The 24,454-nt window shown below is 58.1% G+C and carries 18 protein-coding genes; 12 read left to right on the top strand and 6 right to left on the bottom strand.

Annotated features, from left to right (window positions below; all coding sequences use genetic code 11):
• Positions 1-497: ATP-grasp domain-containing protein (locus tag ACWUKX_RS22670; RefSeq protein WP_456009075.1), on the bottom strand; the 497-nt coding region annotated here is incomplete at its 3' end.
• A gap of 1,297 nt (positions 498-1,794) precedes the next feature.
• Between ACWUKX_RS22670 and ACWUKX_RS22665 the strand changes: the two genes are divergently transcribed.
• The 9 genes from ACWUKX_RS22665 (at position 1,795) to ACWUKX_RS22625 (ending at position 13,911) form a co-directional block, all read left to right on the top strand.
• Positions 1,795-3,048, top strand: a complete 1,254-nt coding sequence (locus ACWUKX_RS22665; RefSeq protein WP_456009074.1) for a methylaspartate ammonia-lyase — start codon at positions 1,795-1,797, stop codon at positions 3,046-3,048.
• Between the two features lie 16 nt (positions 3,049-3,064).
• Positions 3,065-4,216 carry a CaiB/BaiF CoA transferase family protein gene (locus ACWUKX_RS22660; protein ID WP_456009088.1) on the top strand — a complete coding sequence of 384 codons (1,152 nt, stop codon included), beginning with the start codon at positions 3,065-3,067 and terminating at the stop codon, positions 4,214-4,216.
• A 134-nt stretch (positions 4,217-4,350) separates the two neighbouring features.
• Positions 4,351-5,253, top strand: coding sequence for an HpcH/HpaI aldolase/citrate lyase family protein (locus ACWUKX_RS22655; protein WP_456009072.1), 903 nt, complete (start codon positions 4,351-4,353; stop codon positions 5,251-5,253).
• Positions 5,254-5,389: 136 nt separating this feature from the next.
• Positions 5,390-6,316, top strand: a complete 927-nt coding sequence (locus ACWUKX_RS22650; RefSeq protein WP_456009070.1) for a LysR family transcriptional regulator — start codon at positions 5,390-5,392, stop codon at positions 6,314-6,316.
• A 201-nt stretch (positions 6,317-6,517) separates the two neighbouring features.
• A complete protein-coding gene (locus ACWUKX_RS22645; RefSeq protein ID WP_456009068.1) occupies positions 6,518-7,951 on the top strand; it encodes an NAD-dependent succinate-semialdehyde dehydrogenase in 1,434 nt (477 codons plus the stop codon).
• Between the two features lie 13 nt (positions 7,952-7,964).
• Positions 7,965-9,500, top strand: a complete 1,536-nt coding sequence (locus tag ACWUKX_RS22640; protein WP_456009087.1) for a fumarate hydratase — start codon at positions 7,965-7,967, stop codon at positions 9,498-9,500.
• 198 nt (positions 9,501-9,698) lie between these two features.
• Positions 9,699-10,184 carry an Lrp/AsnC family transcriptional regulator gene (locus tag ACWUKX_RS22635; RefSeq protein WP_456009066.1) on the top strand — a complete coding sequence of 162 codons (486 nt, stop codon included), beginning with the start codon at positions 9,699-9,701 and terminating at the stop codon, positions 10,182-10,184.
• Positions 10,185-10,359: 175 nt separating this feature from the next.
• Complete coding sequence (locus ACWUKX_RS22630) at positions 10,360-11,766, top strand: aminotransferase (protein ID WP_456009064.1); 1,407 nt, start codon at positions 10,360-10,362, stop codon at positions 11,764-11,766.
• 1,299 nt (positions 11,767-13,065) lie between these two features.
• Positions 13,066-13,911, top strand: coding sequence for a LuxR family transcriptional regulator (locus tag ACWUKX_RS22625; protein WP_456009062.1), 846 nt, complete (start codon positions 13,066-13,068; stop codon positions 13,909-13,911).
• 183 nt (positions 13,912-14,094) lie between these two features.
• On the opposite strand, the gene ACWUKX_RS22620 is transcribed toward ACWUKX_RS22625, so the two are convergent.
• Together ACWUKX_RS22620 and ectB are read right to left on the bottom strand one after the other, a co-directional pair.
• Entirely contained in the window at positions 14,095-14,937 is an 843-nt protein-coding gene (locus ACWUKX_RS22620) for a 2OG-Fe(II)-dependent halogenase WelO5 family protein (protein ID WP_456009061.1), read from the bottom strand.
• Positions 14,927-16,186: a diaminobutyrate--2-oxoglutarate transaminase gene (gene ectB, locus ACWUKX_RS22615; protein WP_456009059.1), complete on the bottom strand. Its 1,260-nt coding sequence runs from the start codon at positions 16,184-16,186 to the stop codon at positions 14,927-14,929. Before ectB ends, ACWUKX_RS22620 begins: the two co-directional genes overlap by 11 nt.
• A 1,204-nt stretch (positions 16,187-17,390) precedes the next feature.
• On the opposite strand from ectB, the gene ACWUKX_RS22610 reads away from it, so the two are divergent.
• The 3 genes from ACWUKX_RS22610 (at position 17,391) to ACWUKX_RS22600 (ending at position 21,911) form a co-directional block, all read left to right on the top strand.
• Complete coding sequence (locus ACWUKX_RS22610; protein WP_456009058.1) at positions 17,391-18,134, top strand: winged helix-turn-helix domain-containing protein; 744 nt, start codon at positions 17,391-17,393, stop codon at positions 18,132-18,134.
• Positions 18,135-19,120: 986 nt separating this feature from the next.
• Positions 19,121-20,509: a metallophosphoesterase family protein gene (locus ACWUKX_RS22605; RefSeq protein WP_456009057.1), complete on the top strand. Its 1,389-nt coding sequence runs from the start codon at positions 19,121-19,123 to the stop codon at positions 20,507-20,509.
• Between the two features lie 985 nt (positions 20,510-21,494).
• The gene (locus ACWUKX_RS22600; protein ID WP_456009056.1) at positions 21,495-21,911 is read left to right on the top strand and encodes a hypothetical protein; all 417 of its coding nucleotides are present in this window, start codon (positions 21,495-21,497) and stop codon (positions 21,909-21,911) included.
• Between the two features lie 489 nt (positions 21,912-22,400).
• Here ACWUKX_RS22600 and ACWUKX_RS22595 read toward each other — a convergent pair whose 3' ends face one another.
• The 3 genes from ACWUKX_RS22595 to ACWUKX_RS22585 are packed head-to-tail and all read right to left on the bottom strand — an operon-like array spanning position 22,401 to position 24,429.
• Positions 22,401-23,186, bottom strand: coding sequence for an ABC transporter permease (locus ACWUKX_RS22595; RefSeq protein ID WP_456009055.1), 786 nt, complete (start codon positions 23,184-23,186; stop codon positions 22,401-22,403).
• Positions 23,186-24,103, bottom strand: coding sequence for a nodulation factor ABC transporter ATP-binding protein NodI (nodI, locus tag ACWUKX_RS22590; protein WP_456009053.1), 918 nt, complete (start codon positions 24,101-24,103; stop codon positions 23,186-23,188). Before nodI ends, ACWUKX_RS22595 begins: the two co-directional genes overlap by 1 nt.
• Positions 24,088-24,429, bottom strand: coding sequence for a hypothetical protein (locus tag ACWUKX_RS22585; protein ID WP_456009052.1), 342 nt, complete (start codon positions 24,427-24,429; stop codon positions 24,088-24,090). The genes nodI and ACWUKX_RS22585 overlap by 16 nt, the downstream gene beginning before the upstream one ends.
• Between the last annotated feature and the right edge of the window lie 25 nt (positions 24,430-24,454).

Genomic DNA, 24,454 nt, shown 5'->3' with positions numbered 1-24,454 from the left:
CGGACCCCGAGGCTACCGCTGCCTACCGCTGGCTTAACAATCACCGGAAGGCCTATCTCCGCGGCTGAGCGTTCAATATCCGTCGCGTTCGCTGCCAAGCGATAAGCCGGTACTGGAAGACCGGCGTCCGCGAGGAGCTGACGTTGAGAGAATTTGTCACAGCATCGTTCAATCGATGTGGGGTTCGGTCCCGGTAGATTGAAATGCCAGCAGAGCTTGCCAACTGTCGCATAGAAGGACTCGTCGTCGCCCGCAAAGCCAGTGATACCAGCAATCTCAAAGGTCTCACCCAGCCGGGAACATTCGCGGATCAGCGCATCGAGATTGGTCGTATCGACACGGATTGCCTCTCTCCTTTCGGCCGCAAGATAGTCGTACTGAGTGGAATCAGCCGACAGGGTAATTGGATAAAGACCAAGACGCTGGGCCGCTTGGACGTAGAGCAGACCATTACCCTTTGCATTGCCTTCAACCAGGATGAGAGCTCTTTTTGCCATTGACCGTCAACTCCGAGATTTGTGTGCTGTGCGGGTTCTGAGGCTAAATCGGCATCAGCTTTTCTTATACGTGCCTGACCTCAGTTTTGCGGCGAAGCTACCATTGTCAGCGATCTGCGCTCGTAAAGAATAGGTAAAGTTATTTAAAAGATCTGTTGCGACGTGTTGTTTACCGGACATGTGGTATGCCCTGGACATTGTCGGAGCCTCGCAATCGAGTTCGACCTCTAGAAATTTAAACATAAGCTGACAGGCGGTGTCATAGGCCAAGGCGAAAGTCGGGCGTGGAGCAGCGCTCGCGCACTGGCCCGACTTGGTTCTCGGCCGTCACGCTTGTTCATGCGGGCCCGTAGCGCCGGATTCGCATGGCGGCCATCGAGGCAGATCACCGGCAGCCCGTGTTTGAGCCAGAAGCAAACTAGCCTGAGAAATTCAGTGCGCCCCGATGGCGCGTATCGCTAGTGGAGGAAGGTTCCACCCACGATAGTAGTCGCTTCGTCTGGTAGCTGACGAGCGGCTCGGTCGGGCAAACTGGCCGGGTCGAAGCCTCGTGACAAAGCCCGCCTTGGGCGATGAGCAATCCGATGGCAGTAACGTGAGTGAGAGCGCCGGGAGACTGGCAAGGAGTATGTGGTGGAAGTCCACTGCGATGAAAGACTAGCAACCCACGCCGCCCGATCCGTGCGCAGGCGTCCGCGAGGGCTTCGGCGAAGCGTCGGTAGGGGAGCGTGCAGGCTAGCCATGGAGCCACGAAAAGCGTTATGATTTCGGGTGCCGACGTTGTTCACCTGATGGAAGGCGAGATCGGCGGGCGCGTTATTGCGAGCGTCCGACGGACACGGCGGGGTCTGAGACCCTGGCATGTACGGACGCTCCTTGTGCGGGAACCGAGAGATCTCTGGATCGACCATCGCTATCGACTTCATCCTCGGCCTGGCGCGCACCACGACCTTGCGTCCTGCATTCGATGGCTCGCTATCTGATCCCATTGATATTCGCGCGCCTACCAAATCTATCGTTTGCGCGGTAAAGTCTACATGTGGACGCCGACGAGGTGGTGGCGCTCCTTGCGAGACCGCTCAAACTCTGAGGCTCTGGGCGCATCGAACTGTTGGACCACAACAACAGGAAAAGGACATGATATGCGTTAGGGCAAGCGCCAGCCATCTCAAACCGCGATGGCACTATCCAGGACATTATATTGGCGAATTCAACGCCAAGTGGCACATACTAGGCATTAGCGGAACGAAATGCATCCGGCCTCCAACGCTGTCAAATCCAGATCGAGTGAAGTGTAGTGCAGATCAAAGACGTCCTTCTCGCGCCTGGTAATGGCGCATTTTTCTATGACGATCAGGCTGCTATCCGGGCCGGCGCAACCCAGGATAGTCTCATCTATCTCGACGAACCGATAACGCCCGGGTTCGCGTCAATTCGAGTTCCGGCATCTTCGCTCAGCATCGGGCTTGCTCTCACCGACGGCACCGTTGTTTGGGGCGACATGATGGGCGTTCAGTACTCAGGTGCCGGCGGGCGCGATCCTGTGTTTGAAACTGCTCACATCTCGGATTTGATATCGCGGGTCGTGGCGCCGCGGCTTCTCGATGTCGATGCGTCTGGTTACCTTGATGCCTGCGCGAATGTCTTCGACCCCTTCGAACATAAGCGGCTACCTCTCGCCATTGAGTATGGCGTCAGCCAGGCGCTGCTTCGTACTGCGGCCCATCTCCACCGCATGACAATGGCGGAGGTCGTATGTGCTGAATTTGAACTGCCGCTGCCGACGCGCAGGGTCCCGATTTACTGCCAAAGCGGCGATGCTCGGGAAATCAACGTCGACAAGATGATTCTGAAGGCCGTGGATGTTCTCCCCCACGGCCTAATCAACTCAAGGCAGAAATTCGGCGTCGATGGCCAGACCTTCATGGAGTTCGTGAAGTGGGTTGCAGCGCGCACTCGCGAAATCGGCCGCCCGGGGTATCATCCCGTGCTGCATTTCGATGTGTATGGCTGGATTGGCCTGGAAATCGGCCTGAAGCCAGAACGCATCGCCGACTTCATCTGCAGGGTTGCTGATACCGTTCCGGGTTTTACGCTCAACATCGAGTGCCCGGCCGATTTTGGTTCCACACAGGCCCAAATTAATGACTACGCTCGAATTGTATCGATCCTGGATGACCGGGGTTCCAGCGCTCGCATTGTCGTAGATGAGAGGTGCAACACGCTCGAGGATATTCGGCTCTTTGCCGAAGCCAAGGCCGCGCATCTCGTTCAAATCAAGACCCCGGATGTGGGCTCAATTGCCGACACGGCGCGTGCCGTTCTCATTTGTAAGGAGAACCAAGTTGGAGCGTATGTCGGAGGAAGCTGTACCGAGACAGATCTCTCCGCCCAAGCTTCTGTCCACGTATCGGTGGCAACCCAGGCCGACGTGATGCTTGCAAAGCCCGGAATGGGTGTCGACGAGGCATTCTCAATTGTTGGGAATGAACAAAGCCGGTTGCTGGCGATGCTGAACCGTCGTCGGGCTCAAAACGAAAACGTTGGATGAAGAGCGCGGTGCCGCCATGCAGAATTGCCTCGAGGGGATCACTGTCGTTGCCGTGGAGCAGGCCGTTGCTGCACCCTACGCCTCGTCTCGTCTTGCGGACGCAGGCGCCCGGGTGATAAAGATCGAGAGGCCAGAAGGGGACTTCGCCCGAAATTATGACAACTTGGTCCATGGGCAGAGTGCTTATTTCGTCTGGCTTAATCGGGGAAAGGAATCGGTATGCCTGGACCTGAGATCGGAGGTGGACCGTGATGTCCTGGAATCGCTCATCGCCAATGCTGACGTATTCATCCAGAACCTGAAGCCGGGCAGCATCGAAAAACTGGGTTTCGGGTCTGCGGATCTCCGTCGACGCTTTCCGCGGCTGATCACCTGCGATATTTCCGGTTTTGGGGTTGGGGGGCCATTTTCCCACCTGAAGGCTTACGATCTCATCGTGCAAGCTGAAACGGGTCTGTGCGCCATCACCGGTACGCAACAGGGACCAGCACGGGTAGGGGTGTCGGTTTGCGACATCTCGGCCGGCATGACGGCGCATAGCGCCATCCTACAGGCACTGTTCCACCGCGAGCGGACAGGTGAAGGCGCCGGCATACAAGTCTCGCTGTTCGATGCCATCGCCGACTGGATGAACGTACCGGTGCTTCAGCACGGCTATAGCAGCTACGAAACGGTTCGCGCGGGCGTGACCCACCCATCGCTTGCCCCTTATGGCGCCTACCGTTGCGCCGACGGCAAAGACGTCATCTTCTCGGTCCAGAATGACCGGGAATGGGTGAACTTCTGCGAGAAGTTCCTCAAGCAGCCCGGACTCACACGCGAACACGGGTTCGCAGACAACATGGAGCGGCTCGGTAACCGTGCTCGTCTGGATGAGATCATCAAAAGGCGTTTCTCTGAACTCTCCAGCGAGGTAGCGATGCAGGAGCTTGAGGCGGCCGGTCTGGCATACGGGCGATTGAACGAGATCTCGGACGTTTCGCAGCATCCACATGTTCGCAGAGTGAAGGTCGGTACACCTGGAGGGGCAGTCGAGGCTATAGCGCCCGCTGCGATTTTCAACTCCGAGAAGCCTTCACTGCGCCCCGTCCCGGCGCTCGGCGCTCACACGGAGGCTGTTCGCGAGGAGGTCCAGGCCCAGTTACGCCCAAAGGCCCCGTGCGCGTGAACGCGCGATAGCCCATGAGCGGTGAGGCGCTCACGACTTAGGAAACCATCGCTGCCGCCGGCTTGGCCGTCAATCTGGCCGCCAAGAAAGGCAATTGCCACCGCACTCACTCGAAATCGAGTAGGAGAATCTCTATGGGGAGCGACACCATTCCTGCCGTCCGTAGCGCGACCTCAGTTCCCCGCTGGAGATCCCTGCTCTTTGTCCCCGCCCACGTCGCCCAGTTTGTGGAGAATGCTCATGAGCGGGGTGCAGACGGAGTCATACTCGACCTCGAGGACTCGGTCCCGCAGGATCGGAAGGGCGAGGCAAGGCGGCAACTTACTGAATCAGTGACCAAGGTGGGTCGTAAGGGTGCGTCGGTTTTGGTTCGCGTGAACCGTGGCCTGCGCGCCTTGGCCGCCGATCTCGACGTAGCGGTCATGGCGGGCGTTGATGCACTTGTTCTCCCCAAGGTGGAATCGGCGGAGTGGGTGTCAGAGGTCGCGAATGCCGTAACGGGACTTGAACTCGAGAAAAGTCTTGCACTGGGGCACATCCGGTTCATTGCCCAGATCGAGACCCCGGCAGCGTTGCAAAGACTCCCGGCTATTGCGTCGGCCCATCCAAGGATCATCGCAATGGCACTCGGTCCTGAAGACTTCAGTGCCGCTGTCGGCGGCGCTCCGGAATTTGACCTGCTCCTAGCGCCAAACCTTGCCGTGCTGTTCGCTGCCCGTGCGGCCGGCTTACTCCCTCTGGGCTTTATAGGAAGCATCAGCGAGTTCTCGGACACCCGCAAACTCCATGAAGCCGCGATGCATGCGCGACGGCTTGGCTTTGCCGGTGCCCTGGCGATCCATCCGGCACAGGTGGCCATCTTGAACGAGGCTTTTTCGCCCGGCACAGAGGAGATCGAATGGGCGCGCCGTGTCGTCGCGGCGGAAATGGATACCGCAGGGCGGGGTCTATGTGCCTTCGCGATGGATGGCAAGATGATTGACCCGCCGGTGGTGCGGCGCGCCCGCGAAATCCTCGCCCTAGCCGGCAGTGACTGACCTGTACCTCTAGTCAACCAACGGGAAGGCGTGCCTGTTTCCGGTGAACTCGGCGATATTGCAGCTTGCTCACCATCTCGTTTCGCGATAGGTATGACGAGCCTGGGGAGAATGCCTCAGTTAGGTTCCTTAACCCGTGGAAATCAGGCAGTTAAAATATTTTGTTGGCGTAGTGGAGGCAGGCAGTTTTACGAAGGCATCTGCGCTCCTCCACATCGCTCAAAGCGCCCTTAGCCTGCATGTGCGTCAGCTCGAGGAACGCTTCGGCACCCAGCTTCTTGTACGCGACAGAACCGGCATCAGCGTGACGGCGTCCGGAGCCAAGCTACTTGAGCGGGCGCGGACGATTCTTAAGGAAATCCAGCTCACCGAGGCGGAACTGACCAATACCGTGACCTCTCCCTCCGGAGAGGTGACTATTGGCATTCCGTCCGGCGCCGCTCGTGTCCTCAGCGGTCCACTGCTTGAGTCGGTAAGGAACGAACTACCGAGGATCTCCCTCAAGATGATCGAGGGTATGACGGGGCCGTTGGAGGAGTGGATGGCAGCCGGACGCTTCAATCTGGCGGTTCTCTACCGCACCGAAGACAGTGTTGGGCGAATGACGGTCCTGGCGCGCGAAGAGCTTTCTCTGGTGGCGCCGACGGAGGAACCCCCTTTCGAAGACTCGGTATGTCTTGCGGACCTCCACGCGTTCCCGCTGGCGGTTCCTATGCGAAATAACAATGTCAGGCGTTCAGTGGCTGATGTCGTTGCACAGCACGGTTGTATGCTGGATGTCAGGTTTGAAGTGGACTCCCTCTCGACCATCATCAACATGGTCATAGAGGGAAAGGCATATTCTATTCTCGCCCCGTCGGCCGTTCAGAAAGAAGCCGCTCAGGGACTGGTCCGGACGGTCAAAATCGTGGATCCGGTGATTACCCGTTCCGTCGTGCTTGCAGTAAACCCGAAAGATGAGCGTTCTCCGGCCGTCTCCGCGGTCCGCAAACTCATCCCCAAGGTCGCTAGGGCACTGATTGAGAACCGGCACTGGTCAGCCACGGCTCCGGACGCGGGCTGATAAACGGTTCAACCGCATGACACGCTACTCCTCTTGCCGCTGCGGCTAAGGCCGTAACGATCTGGATTCCAGATGGTCTTCGGCAATATTCCATATTTGACCAGCCACAATCATCGCGTTGAAATCAGCGGAAGAGCGAGTTCAGCGGTTTAGATCTCGAACGGGGCTCGTATACAAAAAAACACACAAGCGGAGCACGCAATGTACGACGCCACGAGCTACGAGCTTTTCATTAACGGCATGTGGCGAGCCGGTAGTGACGGAACCACTCTGCCGGTGATCAATCCGGCGACGGAGAAGGTATTTGCATTCGTGACCTCAGCGTCGGCGCCGGATATGAATGAGGCCCTCGCTTCGGCAGAGCGGAGCCGCACGGCTTGGTCCTCATGGCCTGCAAAAGACCGTGGCGAGATCCTCGTAGCAGCAGCCAGGATCCTGGCAACGAAGGTCGAAGCCGCAGCCAGGGACCTGTCGGCCGAACAGGGAAAGACGATTGCCGAAGCGACGGGTGAGTATGCGCGCGCTGTCGAAACGCTGGAGTGGAACGGCAGGCACGCCGAAGAGCTATCGGCCCCGCTCCCGTTGGGCTCGAACCGGATGATTGTGCCGGAGCCTCTCGGTGTCGTTGCTGCCTTTACACCCTGGAACTATCCCGCCGTACTTATCGCCCGCAAGCTCGCTCCTGCATTGGCAGCAGGCTGCCCGGTGATCCTAAAAGGGGCCGAAGAGACGCCAAGCGCGGCTATCCATATCGTCGAAGCCTTGCGCCAAGCGGGTCTTCCGGACGGGGTGGTCAATCTCGTCTTTGGTGTGCCGGTGCTAATATCCCGACATCTTCTCAGTTCGCCGATCGTGAAGGTCCTGACTTTTACGGGCTCCACGGCGGTCGGAAAACAGCTGGCGAAGCTCGCCGCGAATAACTTGCAGCGGTGCATCCTTGAACTCGGTGGGCACTCCCCGGTCATCATATGTGAGGATGTCGACCTGGCAAAGGCCATACCGGCAATCTTAGATTACAAGTTCGAGTGCGCGGGCCAGAGTTGCAATGCGCCCAGCAGAATCCTCGTCGCGCAGGCTCTTTATGAGGAATTCCTGACCCGGATGACTGAAGCCGCCAGCAAGATCAAGATCGGCCCACCGGACGAACCGGCGACCGAGATGGGACCGATGGCAAACGTGCGGCGAATCGAAGCCATGCAGCGTCTGATCAAAGATGCGGTCGATCGCGGCGCACGCGTCGAGACAGGTGGCACCCGCCTCAACCGGCCGGGCTTTTACTGGCCGCCAACCATCCTGACAGGGGTGCGAAAGGATGCGAAAGTGCTTCATGAAGAGCCGTTCGGGCCGATCCTCACTGTGGCGCCGTTCGGCACGATCGAAGAGGCGATCGAAGAAGCCAACGCCACCGAGTACGGCCTGGCCGCCTACTTCTTCACCGCCGCCGCCGATGTGAAACAGAAGCTGATCAACGGCCTTTCAGCGGGCGCAGTCAGTGTGAATTACCTGAAAGGGGTTTCCGCAGACGCGCCTTATGGAGGCGTCAAACAGAGTGGCTATGGATATGAAGGGGGCGAGCAGGGGGTGCGGAGCTTCCAAAACCTGAAAATGGTCAATGGGCTTGGGTCATTCGGATGATTTCGTGAATAACATGACACGGACCATCGCCGGCAAGGACATCACAAGGAGCGTTGCAGACGCCCTTCAATATATCTCGTACTACCATCCTGCGGACTATATCCGGTACCTTTCGCAGGCTTACGTGCGCGAACAGAGTCCGTCCGCGAAGAACGCCATCGGGCAGATTCTGCTGAACTCCCGCATGGCGGCCTTCGGGCGACGCCCGATCTGCCAGGACACCGGCCTCGTGGTGATCTTCGCAAAGATCGGCATGGGCGCCCGCATCAAATCAACGGCCAGTTTCGCGGACCTCGTGAATGAGGGCGTCCGTCGGGCATATCTCGACCCGGACAATCCCCTTCGGGCATCGATCGTGGCGGATCCGCTCGCCGGAAGGGTCAACACTCGTGACAACACGCCGGCGGTCATCCACATCGACCTCGTGCCCGGCAATCGGATTGAGATCACCATTGCCGCAAAAGGGGGCGGGTCGGAAAACAAGGCGCGTTTCACCACCCTGAACCCCAGCGCGTCCGTTGCCGACTGGGTGGTCGACACCGTTTCGACCCTTGGCAGCGGATGGTGCCCGCCCGGCCTGATCTCGGTTGGCATCGGTGGTAGTGCTGAAAAGGCGATGCTGCTGGCCAAGGAGGCCATGAACGAGCCCATTGACATGTCGGAACTGATCGCCAGAGGGCCGTCAAGCGCAGAGGAGGCACTGCGGATTGAGCTGTATGAACGGATTAACGCGCTGGGCATCGGCGCCCAGGGCCTTGGTGGTCTGACGACAGTCGTAGACGTCAAGGTTGCGACCTATCCTACCCATGCGGCGTCCAACCCCGTGGCGCTAATTCCGCAATGCGCCGCCAACCGGCACCTGAAGTTTAGCTTGGACGGCTCTGGACCCATCAGGCTTGAGCCGCCCGATTTGCGCGAATGGCCAGAGATTGGGATCGAGGAATTGAAGCCAGCCGGCGTCCGGCGTGTTAACCTAGATGCGCTTACGAAGGAAGAGACGGCATCGTGGCGCTGCGGGGAAACCCTCCTCTTGTCCGGAAAGATGCTGACGGGCCGTGACGCCGCCCACAAGCGAATGGTCGACTTGATCGATGCCGGCAAGCCGCTTCCGGTCGATCTGCGGGGACGCGTGATCTACTATGTCGGACCAGTCCGCGCGGTGAGGGATGAGGTAGTCGGGCCGGCTGGCCCAACAACCTCCTGCCGCATGGACTGCTTTACTGATAAGATGCTCGCCGAAACCGGGCTTTTCGCGATGGTGGGTAAGGCGGAGAGGGGTCCGGCAGCCATCGAGTCGATTGTCAGACACAGGACGCCCTATCTCATCGCAGTGGGTGGCGCTGCCTACCTGATTTCAAAATCGATCAAGTCGGCGCGGCCTGTTGCCTTCGAGGACCTGGCTATGGAAGCCATCCATGAATTTGATGTGCAGGACATGCCGGTCATCATGGCTGTCGATGTTGAGGGAAACTCCATTCACAATTCCGGACCTGTTGAGTGGCGTAAGCGCATGGCGGCCGACAGTATCGCTCGCAGCATCGGCCTGTAAATCTTTGCGGCTATGCAATCGGGTCGGCCTTTCGAAGCCCATCGAAGCGCTGCACAAGTCCGGCGGATCGTCTTTTGCCCCACTCACCGGCAGCCAACGAACAAATCTCTCCCCCGCCTACCGGTTTGACGTAATTGATTTCAACAATACATTGGTTAGGCATCAATTCCACGCCGACAGCGGGTAGAGTAAAAAGTCATGAAGCCGAAACCCAACACTGTGCGCCTAGACGCCTGGGATATCCGGATTCTCTCGGAAGTCCAGGCAAACGGTCGGATTTCGAAAAGCGAGCTTGCGAGACGCGTTCATCTTTCGGCTTCGGCTTGTTCGGAGCGGCTCCGTATACTTGAAGCTGCAGGTATCATTGAAGGATATTACGCGCGGCTGAGTCCGGCCCTCACTGGGGGCGTGGTCTTCGTGATGGTGGAAGTGGTGCTGAACCGCCACCGTCTCGAGGACCAACGACATTTCGAGACCGCGATTCAAGAGATCCCGGAAATCCTGGACTGCTGGGCTATTGGGGGACGGATTGACTATCTGATGCGCGTCGCAGCTCCTTCAATGGCTGCGTATCAGGATCTCATGGAGGGACTGCTGCAGGCAGGCTTGGGAATCGATCAGTACTACAGCCTTATTGTGACGAAACCCGTCAAATCCAATTCCGCGATTCCCTTGGCCGCCTAGGGATCGGTGACTTGGGGGGGGGGCGTGGTTTCGACGGCGATTGAGGCCAATTCCGCGAATTCGTTGGCTACGGACGCGCATTCCCGCGAAACGCGAGGTGTGTTTGCCGATATGATTATCTCTAAAGAGGCGGTTGACTGGGTGTTCTCCGCCGAACGATTGCAAGGAGAAGACGATGAGCCTGATCAATCTAGGAACCGAGCAACTCCGCGAGAAGGATCGAAGCTTCGTTTTTCATCCATCCACGCACTTAGCCAAGCATAGTCGCGGCGAGACGCCGAACCGGATCATGGCCGGTGCAGAAGGCGTCTACATCTGGGATACGGATGGCCGAAAGAGCCTCGATGGTTTCGGCGGGCTCTACTGCGTCAATATGGGATATGGATGCACGGAGATTGCCGACGCCATTGCCCGGCAAGCCCACGCGTTACCTTTCGCGCATGTCTATGCCAGCCAGGGCACGGAGCCAGTCGCCCTCTTGGCGGAGGCAGTAATCGAATATTTCGGGCAGGAGATGCGAAAGGTCTATTTCGGCCTTTCAGGCTCTGACGCAAACGAAACCAACATCAAGCTGGTCTGGTACTACAACAACATTCTCGGCCGCCCTGAAAAGAAGAAGATCATTTCGCGACATCGGGGCTATCACGGATCCGGGCTGGTCACAGGAAGCCTGACGGGCCTTCCCTTCTTTCACGATTTCTTCGACCTACCTCTGGACTTGGTGCGCCATACAACGGCGCCGCACCACTATCGCCAGGCGCATGACGGCGAAAGTGAGAAAGCCTTCTCCCGGCGTTGCGCCGACGAACTTGAAGCTCTTGTCCTCGCTGAAGGCCCGGAGACGGTTGCAGCCTTTATCGGAGAGCCGGTACTTGGGACCGGTGGCATCGTTCCGCCACCAGAGGGATACTGGACCGCCATTCAAGGGGTGCTCGATAAGCACGATATCCTGCTAATCGCAGATGAAGTCGTCTGCGGCTTCGCGCGAACCGGCGCGAAATTCGGGTCCCACCTCTATGGTATGCGTCCGGACTTCGTCACCATCGCCAAGGGTTTGAGTTCCGCTTACCTGCCCATCTCCGGGTCCATCATCGGCGATCGTGTCTGGTCGGTCTTAGAAGAAGGCACGGAGAAGCATGGGCCTCTTGGCCACGGATGGACGTATTCTGGTCACACCCTCTGTGCTTCGGCCGCGCTTGCGAATATTCAATTGCTTAAGGAAAGAAACATCTTGGAACATGTCCAGGACGTCGGGCCCTACTGGCATGCTCGCATGAAAGCCGAACTGGGGGGCCATCCCATGGTCGGAGAAGTTCGCGGCGTCGGCATTCTTTCCGCCGTGGAATTAATGCAGAACCCAAAAGAACGGGTACCATTCAAGCCCGAACTTCAGGTCGGCGTTCGCGCCGCCGCAGCTCTGCTTGAAAACGGCGTCATCGCGCGTGCCATGCCCCATAGCGATACCCTCGGCTATGCGCCGCCACTGATCATCACCCGCAACGAGATCGACGTCATAGTCGACGCGACCGCAAAATCGGTGGATACGACCTATCGCGCGCTGAAGGCGGAGGGTGCGATGTGATTCTGACGGAGCCAGCGAATACAAGCCATTCAGATCGATCTATGGCGCACATCACTGTGCCGACGGATAGGACGTGATCCTTTCAGTTCAAGCGATCGTGAGTGGGCGAACTGTTGCGCGAACCTCCTGAAACAGCCTGGACTCACGCGCCGTCCTGGTTTCGCCGGCAACATGGAGCGTCTCAGCAATCGGGCCCTCTTGCACGAGATTATTGTTGACGCCTTGCGCAACTACCAAGCGACGAAGCGATGAACGAGCTCGAAGCAGCAGCATCGCCTACGCCGCCTATATCAGCAGGCGGATATTTCGCAGCAGCCGCATCTGAGTCGAGCGGCCGTGTCGACCCAAGGTGGAGACGTCGACGTGATCGCGCCCGCCGCAGTGTTCCCAGAAATAGCTCCGGCGTTCCGCCTGTTGCCGCCCTTAGCGCCAAAGAGTTTCGGATTTCCCTGCGGCAGCAGGCGCACAGGTGATCAACCGATCGCCTTGGCGGTGCGATGTCAAAGACAATAGGTGATGGCCGTTTTCGCTATCTGGCCGCACAGGTGGCGGCGACAAACTGATGTCAGGCGGCCCTGGTCATGGCTTTCCATTGGCTATGGCGGTCAGCCGGTAGAGATCGATCTGGAGGTTGGGCACTTCTGGAGTTCTGGCGTCGCGGGACGAAATGGTTCTGAGCGCAGAGAAGAACGAACGAACCTCTGCAGGCCTACCGGCGAGCGGAAGCCCCTGCATGGTGTTCTCCGTGTTCGTAATGGAAGTGCGGCCGTGGTGTCGCAATCGCCGAGCAAGGCAATTCTTTTCCCATAAGAATGATCGCCAATCGGATCGGACGCGCAGCTGATGCGGCTTTCGGTGGAGCTACGAATCCGGAGCAAGCAAATTCGTTATGAGGATCTGGAGAGGCACGGCGCCTCCATGGCAATGGTCGCCAAAATTCATGTAGGGGCCGATCAATTCAGGCTGCTGCGCCACCCGTTGAGAATCCCGGACGGTCTTCAGCCGCGAGGAACTGATCGGAGGGTCTGGGTCGGAAACATTTCCAGCTGAGCACACGTCGCATAAGCAGCCTAAACTCTTCAGAATTTGAAGAGATGTCTCCAAATTTTAAACTTTCCGAACAGCTAGCGTAACCTACACTTTACTAAAGATCACTTTCCGGGTCGGGTGATGTGATGCATCTTTGGCGATGCCGGCCTGCCGAGGACGGTGAAGAGCAGCCCTACAGCCGGCAGGTTTTGTGCACCAGTGAACATCCGGCGCAAATGGCTGCCCGCAATTGGCTGCTGAGGAGAGACTATGGAACGCCCGCAGATGAATGCGGCCTCTCATTTTCTAGGGCTGGCAACCAGAGTGTCCGACCAGTTTTCTATGGTGCCGTCGCTGCATTTCCCGAAGGCGCCTAGAGGAGAACTTGCGGTCGAGTTTGGGCGCTTTATCGACCAGACTGATGGTATTGCTCAATCCGAGCAATTGTTCGAGCTACTATCGGCTTTTGCCTTGAATCTTGATTTCCCGTGGATCGCCTATGACTCTCTTACACCCGACCAAAAATGTTTAATGCCCGTCTTACGCGATGAGGCGGTCATGCTGAATTATGCTGATGAATGGCAGAAGCGCTATTTCGAGATGGCTTATGACAGGATAGCCCCCATTTTAAAGACGTGTGGAAAGCGGGCAGGCCCCTTTCGATGGAGCGAGGTGTATAACGACGCAAGCACGACTGAAAACGAGCGGCGCGTTTTCGACGAGGCTGCGACGTTCGGCTTGAGGTCAGGCATTAGCGTTCCATTGCACGGCCCCCATGCCACCTTCGCGATCATGAGCTTTGCTCAACCCTGGGCCTGCGAACTCCAAAATAGAACAATTGCTTATTTGCAGTTTGCCGCTTTACAATTTCATCTTAAGGTCGCGAAATATACAAATCCGAGTGACGTCAAGGAGGCGCCTAGTCTTTCTTTGAGAGAAACTGAGTGCATTCTATGGGTTGCGAGAGGTAAATCGTCTTGGGAGATAGGAATAATACTAGGGATATCGTTAAACACGGTCAATTTCCACATAAAAAATGTAATGCGAAAATTGGATGCTGCTAACAGAAGGGTCGCTGCTGTAAAGGCCCTGAACTTCGGAATTATTGAGTTGTAAAAAGCGGTAAGATACTTTGCTATCGCGGCCCGCGGGCCGGCAACATCTGAAACGTCAGGACGAGCAGAATGATGCCGGCCCTTCGAACAGCACGACAGTCTGTGACGGGAGGGCGTTCCCGTCACAAAGGATGTTGACGCCTAAACTGCCGGCGGAAGCCAGTCAGTCGCTGCAACATCAACTTCAGGTCCACCAGAGAACAAGATCCGGCCGCGCAAATCCGAAGAAGCAGTTCAGCAGAAGGCGACGCTTTCCGTTGCCTGATTGTCGGGTGACACCGTGAACGAAACCGCCGTCGATTAGGACGATATCCCCGGCCTTGAGCTGGAAGTCGTGACAAGGAAAGGCATCGAGATAAGCTGCCGAATAGGGATAGCCCGTGGTCTCCACACCCTGCGACTTGCGATCGGTGACTGTCGGCTTATGACTCCATATCCGCACATTGCCGCCTTCCTCGGGCATGCTGGCATAGAAGTTGAGCGCGGCGACGGTGTTGTCCGCCACCGCAGGAATCTCGTAACTGCTCCCGGCAGATACGACTTGAGCAACGTCGTCGTGAGGCTCCAAGGCATACATGCCCGTGCCAGACCAAGACAGGGCACGACAAACATTGGCTTGGCCGTCCTCCGAACGAGCCAGTCGCAATTCAATGCCCTGATTGTGAAGCTCGCGCTTCAGGGCGTCGAATACTCCGCGGACCGGATCAACCAAGGTACCAAAAAGAGCGTTGACGAAGGGTCGCGCATCTTCCGCCTGTGCGAAATAGGTGGCTGCATCGTTCCTGTAGTGTGAAGCGCCGACATACTGTCCGGGAACGCCGTCTTTGCGCTCTTTGAGACCGGGATTGCGAACAAAGTTCGCGGTGATCTCCTCGGCCACTTCGCTACTGAAAGCTTGCTTGATGTGCAGGCCGGTGATGTCACCTTTCAGCACCGAGATTATCTCCGCAGTGCTGATCGAGCCCGTGCGTTCCGCGAGCGTAAGAGGCGAGATGGCTGGCGCCTGAGATACTTGGTCAGTGGTCATTGGCTTGCTCCTGTATTGCCTGATCGAGGATGGCGATGCCATCATGGAGTTCGTCATCGCTGATGGTTATGGGTGGGAGGATTTTGATGACGTCGCGATACGGCCCTGAAGATTCGATCAGCAGGCCGTTTTCGAACGCGACATCGTGCACACGGCCGACAATGGCCGGTGAACGGCACTTGAGGCCGGCCATAAGGCCGCGGCCGCGCTTTTGTTCGATGCACTTAGGAAATTTCGCAACAAGGCGATCAAGGAGTGCTTGCAGTTTGACGGCTGTTCGCTCGACGCCTGCAGTGAACTGCCTGTCGGACCACAATTTGCACATGGCCCCTGCAGTCACGAAGGCGAGATTGTTACCTCTGAAGGTCCCGCTATGTTCTCCGGGATTCCATATGTCCATATCGGGGCGAATCAGAACAATGGAAAACGGACTACCTGAACCGCTGAAGGATTTCGAAAGGCATACGATGTCGGGTTCGATTTTGGCGAACTCGAACGAGAAGAAGTCGCCCGTTCGCCCCGCACCTGCCTGAATGTCGTCCACGATGAAAACGACGCCGTGCCTACGGCAAATGCGCTGAATCTCTGTGAGCCACGCTGCGGATGCGGTGTTCATGCCGCCTTCTGCCTGGATGGTCTCCAGAATGATCGCGGCGGGCTTTTCGATGCCGCTCCCTTGGTCGCCCAATATGTAGTCGATATAACTCGCGGAATCGAAAGCTGGGTTCGGATAGCCGTCGTAGGGCACACGGACCACATCGTGGCGAGCCACGCCGCCTAGCTCCCTGGTTGACGCCGAACCCGACACCGCCAGCGAGCCGAGCGACATGCCGTGGAACGCATTTGTGAAGGCCATGACGCTTGATCGGCCGGTATATTTTCGCGCCAGCGCCAGCGCCGCTTCGTTAGCGTTTGTGCCGGTTGGTCCAGGAAACTGTATCTTGTAAGAAAGGCTCCGGGGTTTCAGAATAGAATCGACAAACACTTCAATAAATTCACGCTTTGCAGCCGTATACATATCAAGTGACAAAAGGATATTCCCGCCGGATAGATATTCAATTGCTGGCGCCATAATGTTCGGGTTGTTATGTCCGTAGTTGAGTGCGCCGGACCCCACAAGGAAATCAATATAACTCTTGCCGGCCTCGTCCCAGATTGTCGCTCCAAGGGCTTTGGTAAACACTGTGGGAAACGACCGCCCATAGCGACGGACGTTAGACTCATAAGCCGCGAAAACGTCGGTATTCATTTAGGGATCCCTCTGCACGTAGGCATTGCGTTCAACTAGATGGCAACTAGACGCGTTTGGTCGGCGATCGATATTCTTCAGCCAATCACCGAGCCACAGGGTATGGATTACGCATTCTGGCCATTCATTTCGTGGATACCGTTGTGGCGCCTTGCCAATCACTCCATCCATGGCGGTCTCCTTCGCAATTAAGTGGTTCAATGACCACAAGCACGCTGTTCTCAGATCGCGCGAGCTGTGCGCGATCGCGGGCCCTAACGTGCGCGCGTTTCGGCGGAAGTTAACTCATATTGAATGACGCGTGTTCGCGCTCACTGACCTGTAATAACTGAGAAGCGCGAACAACCAACCTACTAAGGCTGGTAGTCTCCTGCGATCCAGAGGGACGTTTGTATCCTGCACATAGGCTCGCGTCGTCCATTCCGGATAAACTGACCCGTTTCAGTGTTTCGATGATCGGCTTCCGACCTAGAGGATCAGGAGCTGTTAGCGCTTGATACGCAGCTGATTTAAGTTGTCTGCCGAGTCGTGGAGGTTGGGAGACACTTGCCCCGCGGAGAAATTCCCGTCGACCATTTCTGGGAAAATGCACTGCAACCGACACTAATGTCGGGTTTGTCGAGTCGGCGACACGGTGGCGTTCGGTCTGCTTGTTGCTGCAACTCGCTAGACCTTAATAATATATAGAAAACTTTTTATTGGCTCTTCGCCTTAGTTGGCATGAATCTTGAAGCTCCTTTTCGGAAGGCGGCAGGAGCTGCCGTATCATGTCGTAGATGACATCGCGAACGATGGAACGACGAAAGGAAGCCAAAGTGTCAGGCCTGCATCAGATAGCTCGTGCTCGCACGAAGGGCGTCTCGACTTTGCTGGCGACGCTCCCCCCACAGTTAATAGGTAGCGTGGACGTGGATCCCTCAGAGCACCGCTTCCATTGCATCGGCCGGCGCCGGCTTGGGGGCGCGTTATCGAAAATTGACCTCCATTGCCGCTCCCGGGAGAGGCAGACCGCCGATGTAGGGTACTTTATTTTGGGTGCATCTGTTTACGGCAACCCGAATTTCCGACTGGTCGCAGGCCGTCGCGGGAGTGGTCGGTAGGATCGGACAGATGAAACGATTTGGCAGGTGCAACGGACCGGCCCTTACGAGTAAGTTGCCGATGACACCGGTGCCGCTCCTTGATTGACGCAGGGAGCCCGCAGATGAAGCCACTGGTTCTGATCTGTTCGGAGGATGCTGAGTTCTACCTGTTCCTCAGCCACATCCTGGAGGTGGACGGCTTCGCGACCGAGCTGGCCGGCGGCGTCGAGGAAACGGTCTGGCAGGCCACTGAGCGAGAGCCCCAGGCTGTCGTTCTCGACTGCCAGCCGGCCAGCGCTGTGGGGCAGGCGATCTGTGCCCGGTTGAAAGGCGAAGTTCGGACCAGCGCCCGAAGGGTAGTCGCCCTAATCGCGCCCGGCGCCGAGCACCAGCACCTCGATTTGCTCAAGAGCGGCATCAACGAGAGTTTCGTGCGGCCCTTCGCGCCGGCCAAGCTGCTCGCCTACCTGCGCGCGGAGCTGGGGATGGCGCCCCTTGGTTCCGATGGCGGGGAGGGCGGAGGGTCGCTGATCTTCGGCGAGCTCGAAATCCGGCCTGCCAGCCACCGGGTGCGCTGCAACGGCCATCAACTCCATCTGGGGCCGATCGAGTTCAACCTCCTGTGTCATCTGATCGAGAATCCCGGCCAGGCGTGCAGCCGAGACGAACTGATCGCCACGGCTTGGCCCGCTAACATCCATGTCGGCCCGCGCACCGTCGACGTCCATATCAGTCGGCTCAGACGGACCCTGAAGAAGGTCTCGTCCGAGAACGTCATCCGTACCATACGCTCGGCCGGCTATGCCCTCGAAGAGCACGAAACCTGGCCTGACTGCGCACCAGCAGCTATTGCTAAAGGGCAATAACTTTCGCTTTGGAGTGATATGGCCTTCCCGACCAGGTCCACCGCCTCGTTGACTGCGTCATAGAGCCGATCACGCTCTGCCGCAGTTGCGCAAGATCCCGAATGTCCCCCGCGAAAGCGGCGGACCGGCGCGACCCACCGCAGACTCTGCCGTCTTATTTCGCTGCCCCTGTGGCACAGCGGAAGCAGAAACTGGCGGTTCGACGCGCTTCGAGCCATCTCGCTTCCAGATGCCGAGGGTATGTAAACTGAATTTGACGCAAGCCGTGCGGCGGTTGATCCTCAAGAAAAATGCGCATAGCGCCATCGAAATTGGGAACCTGCAATGCAAGGGGTGTGAGACCTTCCGGAATCTCGAGAACGAGGCAACCATATGGCACCGATACCTCCATCACATCGTGATCTGGATCTCCGGCTACAGCACACTGCAAGGTTCGTGACCGAGCAGCGAGCCTCATCCGGTATCGCCCACATCGTAACGGGGGTATCTGAAGTCGCCGTCGCCGCTTCGATTGACTTAAGCGGCAAGCTGGAAGCCGAGTTCAACCGTCAGAGGGGCGGAGACGGTCGAGATCGGCCCTGCCAAACTCGAACAGAGGGATCGCTGTAACCGGTGCCAAGGTGGGGAGGGCGCGCTTCTTTATGCAGCCGCTGGCACCTCGAACCAGTGGGTTCGTCCGATCTCGTGGTATGCCGCGGTCCGGTATCGGCATGCAACGAGGACGCCTTGATTGTTCTCCATCAAACACAGGTGCGGTCCACAACTAATCGCCGTCGCTTTCCGGTCGCCACGTGGCCGCGAGTTTTGCGCGGCGTGCCCTGCCGGTGTGCCTCCCAACCGGCAGGGCAGTTTTTCAAAGCGCCGGATGGCGCTTTCGCAAATCGATGTTTGAGAAGAAGGTGATCCGCAGGTCGAAATACGTTAAGTGGTAGGACTTTCAAGATTGCGCTAATTATGACTGATTTTCTGTATTCGAGGAGAGGGACTTGGGAACTTGGGGCCGTAGCCTCGCCGCTGCGCTAGTTTTAATTCTTGCAACGTCCTCCCGCGGCGCACAGGCCGAACCAATCGTCATCGGCGTAATCGGCGATCAAACGGGGGCAAGCGATATTGACGCCTCCTATGCGGTCCTGCAACGAGGTGTCGAAACGCTGAACAACGCGGACTCGCTGCCCGATGTCGTGCTGCACGTTGGTGATTTGATTGAAAGCACACAGACGGTTGAGGAGATCGAGAGGCGCTTCGCTCAGGCGACATCAATCCTCGGTACCTTGAAGATGCCCTGGTATCTCACGCCCGGTGATCATGATGTCAATCCACCTAGTTTCGTGCAAAACTCGACTGACAGATCGCGCGAGCAGCTATTCCAGCAATTGTACGTGAAGATCAATCCTGGAATCGTTGGCAGGCTCTACTACTCCTTCGACATCAAGAATTGGCATGTAGTAGCGCTCGACAGCCTCGAGCACCTGCACACCGACCCAAGGTGGGGGAATGTGTTCTACGCCCGGGTCAGCGACGAGCAATATGAATGGCTGGAAAAGGACCTTAAAGCAAACACGCCCGGTAAGGATGGCGTGATCGTCTTTACTCACCAGCCGCTTTGGTACAATTGGACCGGATGGCAGCGCGTCCACTCTCTGCTCGCGCGGTATCGCGTTAGTGCAGTTGTCGCCGGTCACACTCACTACAATCAGCAAGATTCGAAATTGGACGGAATACAGTACTGGGTAGTTGGGTCGACCGGCGGAGACACCAAGCATGGCAGTTCGAATGCAGGTGAACTCCATCACGTGACCCTTATTTCGGTCGCAAAGGACGATGTTACTTTTGCAATGGTCCCGCTAGCACCATTTGTGCAAACGACTTGGACGGACAAGGAAGTCATGGATCAGGTGCAGGCGCTGTCGATCATAATGGGAAACATATACAACGTGGATCGAGCCTCCGCCGTGTTTCTTCAGAATGGCAGGCTCACCGGAAGCTGCGACGCAGATTCGCCCGCCACAATTGCTCTGCCCGAAATCGGTAACGCCATCGCCAGACCTGTGAGCGCGTCCATTGCTTTTTCTTCGCCAACAATAGAAGTCGTCTCGAGCTTGTTCGGCGACAAAATGTGCGAGTTACAGCCCGATCCGTTCACCTGCCTCCTAGAGCCATCCGCGGGTGTGGCTGTTGCCAACAACTCGGTCGTGGAAGTCTCGAAATACCCTCCCGCCGCGGCTCTTTGGACCGCAATGATCGGGCCTAGAAGCGGCCGATCGGTCCAGGTCGGGGATCCAATTTCCGTTGAATTGAAAATGAGCTTCAGCGAGGGCAACCAGACTTACTCGTTGACAACAGTCGGCAAGACCACGGTAAAGGCTTGCAATTGAAGGAACTCCGAGCGCTGCATCTCGCAGGCCTTTTTCGGCGTCGTCGTCCTACCTAGGCGCCCGCGGCTGATGGCGCTCGCCGGGTGCTCGTGAACCGAGCCCGCTTTTCTTCGGCAGGCTCAGGCGGTCTTTCGGCTTCGCCCCTGACGCGGGGCAGCCTCTCGGCTGCCGAGGCAGCGTCGGAGCCGGTTGCGGCGAGGGTTCCGGCGAGGCCGCCGGGGTCTGGTAGCCGAGCGAGGAATGCGGCCTCGCGATGTTGAACAACACGACGAGAGAACGCCCACGGGACCGAGGAACGCGAGTTTCTTTATCCATGGCATCCCTGGGCCGGGCGTTGTGTTCACGTTCATGAGGTGATCGAGAAGGCTGACCGGGTGGTTTTCCGCTGCAGTCTCTCTGGGCACGCCCCCGATCGATGGCTGGAGGTTCCGGCCTGGATGTTTGATCGCGCGGTCTGCGCCACGTGGCGCATTGCCGCTGCCCCACATGTTGATCCCAGAACGCTTGGCGTCTTGGTGACACTGCTGCAGGACGCGACGGCCAATTCCCCCAACCCCATCGCAATTGGAGGATTCGGGCGCAGCATCGGGTCCTCACGACGCGAATCGGGGGGAGGTCCATGCCGCGCCAGCCCACGACATATCAGTTCGATCTGTTCCGGCTGTCTCGCTCGCAAACATGATCCGCCTCCCGGCAACATGGTAGTCTGGCGCGGCATGACCCGCTTGCACGACATCGCCTTCGGCATCTCCATTGGATCAAGCCGACGATGTGGGTAATCGGAAACCTCGCCGGAGGCGTATAGCGCCCGAAGGGTTTTAAGAACGCCGGGGCTCAATGCAACCGGGCTTGTCGGCCGTGTTCGCTTCGTGAGAGGCGAAGGCGGATTATGCGACGCCACGCTGACGGACGTGCGGGAGGAGTTATCAGGGCCAGGAACCGTTGCTCCTTTGCGGCATTTAAATCTGACGCAGGAGCGATCCCGATGAGCGTTATGCAGGACCTCTACCACAGCGAGATAAATGTTTCGGTGTCGTGGTTTTGGGATGGCGGCATCGAGGTGAAGCTCGGCGATCCCCTCAACGGCTTCGTCGCCGAGGATCGCGTTCAATGTTGGGGCCAGGTCGAGCCCTGGCTGCGCGACAAGGCGATCGAACACTTCCCCGACAGCCTCAGGTTCTGGCTGCTCGGCAATCTGCGGGGCGCGCTGGCCGGATGTGTGGCTGGCGGTGGCTGCGCGGCGAGAAGCGCCATTGCAGTATGGCGGCAATCCCGACGCTCGAAGAGGAGGACGCGCGGCGGCCGAATCGCGAACGGCAAACCTTGGTCGGTGAGCAGACGCGGCTCATCAACCGCATCACGGCGATTCTCGCCCGCTTCGGCATTCGCAGCTTCCGCTTAAGTCTGCAATGGTCCGCGCGCGGCAAATCGGCTTGGGAGATCGGCCTGCATTCTGGGAATTAAGCGCCGCACAGCAGCGTTTCATCTCGCCGCTGATCTTAGGCGAGCTCGAAATCCGGCCTGCCAGCCGGTTCGGCCGCGTCGTGGATTTGCGTCACAGAGCCGGTCAAGCTCAACCGCAGTAGCGCAAACTGCCGAATGTTTGCCGCCGAGGCCGCAGAACGGCGCGACCAATCTCCGACGTTGCTCTTACGACGGCTAACTCATCGCACCGATGCCGCGACAATCTGGTAGTGGCCTCTCACCTCGGCAGTACTGACCTCATTTATGCCGGCCACCATCGCACCGTGAGTCGCGCGCGCCCTGCGGCTCCGCATTTCGCTCTCCCAAGCTCACCGTGCCCACGCCGAGCGCGCTTACCTTCAGGCCCTCGAGCAGTTTATGATGTCGCATCGGCCATCTTCTTTTTCTCGTATTGGCCGTCAGTGCGTCAAGGCATGAGGCGTCGGCGTAGCAGTGCCGATGACAGGAAGAACGGCAACACTGTGTAAATGCACAGTGCGCCGATATGCAGGCCGACGCTGACGGCCGGGCGACCAAGCATCGCCGGGCGAATAAGCTCGATCGAATGTGCAAGCGGCAGAAAGCCGCCCACCTGCTGAAAAACGCCAGGCATCCGGCCCACCGGGAAGACAGCCCCGGATAAGAAAAGCATGGGTGTGATGACCAGCGTCTGGTAAAAAATGACGTAGTCGTAACTGGGCGCAAGCGCCGTCACCACCATCGCCAGGCTCGCGAAAGCGAGGCCAGTAAGAGCAATGACAGGCAGTGCATAGAGAGCGGATGGCCATGCCACATAGCCCAGCATTGTGGCCACAATCATGATTCCGGTGCCGGCTAGAAAGGCCTTCGTGGCTGCCCACGCCAATTCACCCAGCACGATGTCGCCGAGCGTGAGCTGTGTGTACAGGATTCCTTCCCAAGTCCGCTGCATGCGGCCGAAAGTTGCATAGATCGTTTCGAAAGTGGAGGAGGTCATTGCGCTCGCGGCGACCATGCCCGCTGTTAAAAACGCAATGTAGGACGTGCCCTCAACGCGCCCCACCATTATTCCAAGGCCGAAGCCGAGCCCGAACAGGGAGATCATAGGGTCGGCCAGGTTGCCGATAAGCGAGGCAAGCGCGACTTTCTTCCATGCTAGATAGTTTCGGCGCCATACAGCAATCCAATTCCACGCATTGGCTGGCATAGCCGCCGCATAACGTTCGCCTATCATCATTTCTCCATCTCGCGTCCTGTCAGCCGCAAAAAAACGTCTTCCAGATTCGGCGGCCGCTGAAGCAGACGCAAACCCGCGCGCCCGTGCAGCTGCACGCGGACCTGCTCCGGATCGGGCGCATAGCAAAAGAGCGTCTCACCGCTCACCTCGATGCGCTGTACATAGGGCTTGATCATCGCAGTCAGTTCATTCGGATCACCACCGTATATCTCAAGCACCTGGCACCCGATCTGTTCTTCGATCAGTGCGTGTGGGCGACCCTCTGCGATAATGCGCCCTGCCTCCAGTACGCACAGTCGGTTGCACAGCCGCTCGGCCTCTTCCATGAAGTGGGTGGTCAAGATGATCGTCTTGCCCTGCGCCAGGAGCTTGCGCAGCCTCTCCCAGATCAGGTGGCGCGAGTGCGGATCAAGGCCTGTGGTGGGCTCGTCCATGACAAGCAGCTGTGGGTCGTTGATCAGCGCTCGCGCGAGCGTCAGGCGGCGCTTCATCCCACCGGACAATGCGCCGACGCGGGCATCGGCTTTGCTCTCGAGGCGAGCGAACTCGAGCAGAGACGGTATGACCGCTTTGACCGCGCGCGTGCTCATGCCGAAGTAGCGCCCGAACACCAACAGGTTCTCACGTACGGTGAACTCAAGGTCGAGGTTGTCGAACTGCGGGACGACCCCGATGCGCCCGCGTGCCAGGCGAGCGCGTGCTGGTACTGGGATGCCGAGCACCGTGATCTTACCGGCGTCAGGCGGTGTCATGCCGAGAAGCATACGCGTAATCGTACTTTTGCCCGCGCCGTTCGGGCCCAGCAGGCCGAAGCATTCTCCTGCCGCAACAGTGAACGACAGCCCGTTCACTACCAATTTGTTGCCATATGACTTGCTCACGCCGTCCAGGTCGATGGCTAGCGTGGTGGACATGCGCTCGCCTCCCCCTGCAAAACGCCGTCGACCAGCACCACGTCCCTTGGAGAAAACTGCGAAGACTCGAGGGGAGAGAGGAGGGGCACGCCGCTGATGACCAGAATCTGCGAATTGGCCTCACCGTGCCAGCACTCGCTCACGCGCTTATCACCATCCCTAGCATCCTGACCGCCTCCCGCGACTGCGGTCCCACTCGTGTCAAGATACCCGGCGATCTGATTGGGCAGACCCTCGTCTTGCCTCTCCTGTTCAAAGTGACAGAAGAGGCATCCGTCCTCGACATGGCCAATCGCCCCGTCACGCGTCAGCTTCATGCCGTCCATGCGCATAGTGCCTCCGTTTGACGCA

The sequence above is a fragment of the Mesorhizobium sp. f-mel genome (assembly GCF_053850215.1).
The sequence above is the reverse complement of the archived record's forward strand: the minus strand, read 5'-3'. Positions and strand labels throughout refer to the sequence as shown.